The sequence below is a fragment of the Actinomadura sp. CNU-125 genome, assembly GCF_001942465.1.
GTDB lineage: Bacteria > Actinomycetota > Actinomycetes > Streptosporangiales > Streptosporangiaceae > Spirillospora.
This window is the reverse complement of the sequence record NZ_MKJY01000370.1, coordinates 1-4,040: the sequence shown is the minus strand read 5'-3', so window position 1 is coordinate 4,040 and position 4,040 is coordinate 1. Positions and strand designations below refer to the sequence as shown.

At 69.7% G+C, this 4,040-nt stretch carries 6 protein-coding genes; all 6 read left to right on the top strand.

Going from position 1 to position 4,040, the window contains the following annotated elements; genetic code table 11:
* Window positions 1–57 precede the first annotated feature (57 nt).
* The 6 genes from rimM to BJF79_RS33765 all read left to right on the top strand — a co-directional run bounded on the left by rimM (window position 58) and on the right by BJF79_RS33765 (window position 3,959).
* Window positions 58–570 carry a ribosome maturation factor RimM gene (gene rimM, locus BJF79_RS33790; RefSeq protein ID WP_187357095.1) on the top strand — a complete coding sequence of 171 codons (513 nt, stop codon included), beginning with the start codon at window positions 58–60 and terminating at the stop codon, window positions 568–570.
* Entirely contained in the window at window positions 567–1,349 is a 783-nt protein-coding gene (gene trmD / locus BJF79_RS33785) for a tRNA (guanosine(37)-N1)-methyltransferase TrmD (RefSeq protein WP_075903555.1), read from the top strand. Before rimM ends, trmD begins: the two co-directional genes overlap by 4 nt.
* Window positions 1,350–1,466: 117 nt before the next feature.
* Window positions 1,467–1,817 (top strand): 50S ribosomal protein L19, encoded by a 351-nt coding sequence (gene rplS, locus BJF79_RS33780; protein WP_026405315.1) that lies wholly within the window; start codon window positions 1,467–1,469, stop codon window positions 1,815–1,817.
* Window positions 1,818–1,979: 162 nt separating this feature from the next.
* Window positions 1,980–2,834 carry a signal peptidase I gene (gene lepB / locus BJF79_RS33775; protein ID WP_075903553.1) on the top strand — a complete coding sequence of 285 codons (855 nt, stop codon included), beginning with the start codon at window positions 1,980–1,982 and terminating at the stop codon, window positions 2,832–2,834.
* 100 nt (window positions 2,835–2,934) lie between these two features.
* Window positions 2,935–3,648 (top strand): ribonuclease HII, encoded by a 714-nt coding sequence (locus BJF79_RS33770; protein WP_075903551.1) that lies wholly within the window; start codon window positions 2,935–2,937, stop codon window positions 3,646–3,648.
* A complete protein-coding gene (locus tag BJF79_RS33765) occupies window positions 3,645–3,959 on the top strand; it encodes a DUF2469 domain-containing protein (protein WP_075903549.1) in 315 nt (104 codons plus the stop codon). The genes BJF79_RS33770 and BJF79_RS33765 overlap by 4 nt, the downstream gene beginning before the upstream one ends.
* Window positions 3,960–4,040 lie beyond the last annotated feature (81 nt).

Below are 4,040 nucleotides of genomic sequence, written 5' to 3'. Positions count from 1 at the left end.
CCTGCGGGGCCGCCCGCCCGGGCCGGTCTCCCGCGTCCGGAACGCGAGGGGGGCACGGTGAGCGAGCCCATCGCCGTCGGGCGGGTCGGGCGGCCGCACGGTATCCGCGGCGAAGTGACGCTCGACGTCCGCACCGACGACCCCGAGGCCCGGTTCGCGGCGGGTACCGAGATCGCCACGGACCCCGCGTCCGCCGGACCCCTCACCGTCGAACGCACCCGCTGGCACTCGGGCCGCCTGCTCATGCGGTTCGCCGGTGTCTCGGACCGAGACGCCGCCGAGGAACTGCGCGGTGTCTGGCTGGTCGTCGACTCCGCCGACATTCCTCCCTCCGCAGACCCCGACGAGTTCCACGACCACGAACTCATCGGCCTCGCCGTCGTCACCACCGACGGCGCCGACATCGGCCGCGTCACCGACGTCCTGCACCACGGCCAAGACCTGCTGGTCGTGCGGGGCCCGGGCGGGGAACGGCTAGTCCCGTTCGTCGCCGCGCTGGTCCCCGAGGTGGACGTGCCCGGCGGCCGGCTCGTCATCGATCCCCCGCCAGGTCTCCTCGACGAATCATGAACATCGACATCGTCACGATCTTCCCCGAGTACTTCGCCCCCCTGGATCTGTCGCTCCTGGGCAAGGCCCGGCGCGGCGGGCTGCTCGACCTTCAGGTTCACGACCTGCGGGAGTGGGCGCAGGATCGGCACCGCACCGTGGACGACACACCCTACGGCGGCGGCCCCGGCATGGTGATGAAGCCCGAACCGTGGGGGGAGGCGCTCGACGCGGTCGTCCCGCCCGGCGCACCGGCCCGGCTGGTCGTCCCGACGCCGAGCGGCCGGCCCTTCACCCAGGCGCTCGCCGCCCGGTACGCCGCCGAACCCCGGCTGGTGTTCGCGTGCGGACGGTACGAGGGCATCGACTCCCGCGTCGCCGAGGAGGCCGCGACCCGCATGCCCGTCGACGAGGTCAGCCTCGGCGACTTCGTGCTCGCCGGCGGCGAAGTCGCCGTTCTGGTCATGGTGGAGGCCGTGGCGCGGCTCCTTCCGGGCGTCCTCGGCAACGCCGATTCCGTCGCCGACGACTCCTTCGCCCCCGGCGCGATGGAGTCCCTCCTGGAGGGCCCCGTGTACACCAAACCGCCGGTCTGGCGTGACCGCGGCGTCCCGGAGATCCTCCTTTCCGGGCATCACGGTGCGATCGCCCGGTGGCGCCGTGACGAGGCCCTGCGCCGCACCGCCCGTGTCCGCCCCGAACTGCTCGCCCGCCTCGACCCCGAGAACCTCGACGCGCACGACCGCGACGTCCTCCGGGAGGCCGGTTTTCCGGTTGACGCCGAAGGTATGGCAAACTAGAGCGTCCGTGCGCCTGCACTCGCGCAGGCGATGAAGACCGCTTCCGCGGAGCGACGCCCCCACGAAGGACCCACGGGGCCTCTCGACGCCCGCGTTCGACTTTGAGGAAACGCTGCGATGCACACCCTGATCCAGGAGATCGAGAAGGCCGCGATGCGCGCCGACGTCCCGGACTTCCGCCCGGGCGACACGCTGAAGGTGCACGTCCGCGTGACGGAAGGCAACCGGAGCCGTATCCAGGTCTTCCAGGGCGTGGTGATCCGGCGTCAGGGCGGCGGCGCCCGGGAGACCTTCACCGTCCGCAAGGTGAGCTACAGCGTCGGCGTCGAGCGGACCTTCCCGATCAACAGCCCGTCGATCGACAAGATCGAGGTCGTCACCCGCGGTGACGTCCGCCGGGCCAAGCTTTACTACCTGCGCAACCTGCGCGGTAAGGCCGCGCGCATCAAGGAGAAGCGCGAGTCCTGAGCCCGTGCCCCGCAACGCCCCGGACCCCCGTGGTACCGGGGCGTTGCCAGTTTCGGGAGAAATGTTCGGTTCGGCTCTCGGCGACACGCCCGCGGCGGGCGTGCTCGGGCCCCGCGCCGCTAGTCTTTTGGTCTGATGACTGATGAGGACGATCGGAGAGACGTGCGATCCGAGGCCGAGGGCGCGGTGCCCGAAGAAGAGCAGACCGTGACCTCCGAAGAAGAGGAGGCCGAGGACGGCGACGACAAGAAGAAAAAGCAGGGCTCTTTCTGGAAAGAACTGCCCATCCTCGTCGTCATCGCGGTCGTTCTCGCCCTGGTCATCAAGGCGTTCGCGGTCCAGGCGTTCTACATCCCGTCCGGTTCCATGGAGAACACCCTCCAGGTCGGTGACCGGGTCCTCGTCAACAAGATCGTCTACCACACTCGCGACGTCGCCCGCGGCGACATCATCGTGTTCAACGGGCTGGACTCCTGGGACCCCGAAACCCAGGTCGCGGAACCGACCAACCCCGTCTCGAAGCTCCTGCGCTGGGTCGGCGCCGCCTTCGGGTTCGCGCCCAACGAGAAGGACTACATCAAACGGGTCATCGGCATCCCCGGCGATCGCGTCAAATGCTGCGACGCCCAAGGCCGCGTCACCGTCAACGGCGTCCCCATCGACGAGTCGTCCTACCTCTACACCGACCCGATCACGGGCGAGCAGAACAAGCCGTCCAACGACCCCTTCGACATCACCGTCGCGCCCGGCCAGCTGTGGGTCATGGGCGACCACCGGGAGCTCTCCTACGACTCCCGCTCCCATCAGGCCGACCCCGGCGGCGGCACCATCCCGATCGACCACGTCATCGGTCGCGCCTTCGTGATCGTCTGGCCTCTCGACCGCATCGACACCCTCCCCATCCCCGACACCTTCGAACAACCCGCGCTGGCCGCCGCCCTCCCCGCCACGCCCTTCGCCCTGGGCGTCATAGGCACCCTCCCCATCGCCTTCTTGCTGAGGCGCCGCCGAACCTGACCCGCCGACGCCCGGCGGGCGTCTTCGGGTGATCAGGGACATGCCGGAAACGAGGCATTCGGGCGGCGGCGGGGGCTCCGGGAGACGTACGCTGCGGAGCATGAAGGGTCGTCCACTCCGCTTCACGCCGCGCCGTGACGCAGGGCTGCTCGCCTACGAGCGCGCCCTCGAACACGCCGGCCTCACCCCCGTGGCCGGTGTCGACGAGGCGGGGCGGGGAGCGTGCGCGGGACCCCTGGTCGTCGGCGCGGTGATCCTGCGCGGCGGCCGACGGGGGACGATCGACGGGCTCACCGACTCCAAGCTCCTCACCCCCGGCCGCCGGGAGGAGCTGTACACCGAGATCACCGAGCGGTCGCTCGCCTGGAGCGCCGTGGTCGTCCCGTGCCACGACATCGACCGCATCGGCCTGCACCGGTGCAATATCACCGGGATGCGCCGCGCGCTCGCCGCCCTCCCGGAGCGCCCCGCCTACGTGCTGAGCGACGGCTTCCCCGTGCCCGGGCTGGAAGTGCCCGGCCTCGCGATGATCAAAGGCGACCAGGTGGCCGCGTGCGTCGCCGCCGCGTCCATCATCGCCAAGGTCACCCGAGACCGGATCATGGTGCGTCTCCACGAGCGGTTTCCGGAGTACGGTTTCGACCTCCATAAGGGGTACGTGACTCGCGCCCACAGTGCGGCCCTTCAGAAACACGGACCTTGCCCAGAGCATCGGTTCTCCTACGTCAATGTCGGACGAGCAATGCGTAACAATGGGGACGTGGCCTTGGGGGAGGTCCCCGGCGAAGGCCGCACGGAAGGGGCACGAGCGTGAGCGCCGAGGATCTCGAGAAGTACGAGACCGAGATGGAGCTGCAGCTCTATCGCGAGTACCGGGACGTCGTCGGGCTGTTCACCTACGTCGTCGAGACGGAACGCCGGTTCTACCTGACCAACTCCGTCGACCTGCAGGTGCGCGGCACCGAGAACGGCGAGGTCTTCTTCGAGGTCACCATGCAGGACGCCTGGGTCTGGGACATGTACCGTCCTGCTCGCTTCGTGAAAAACGTCCGTGTCGTGACGTTCAAGGACGTCAACGTCGAGGAACTCGCCAAGAGCGACTTCGAAATGCCGTCCGAGCAATAGCCACGCCCCCACGCGCGCCCAGCCAACCGGCCGATGCCCGCCCGCGCAACGGTCTCGACCGCGCGACCGTCCCGGCCGCGC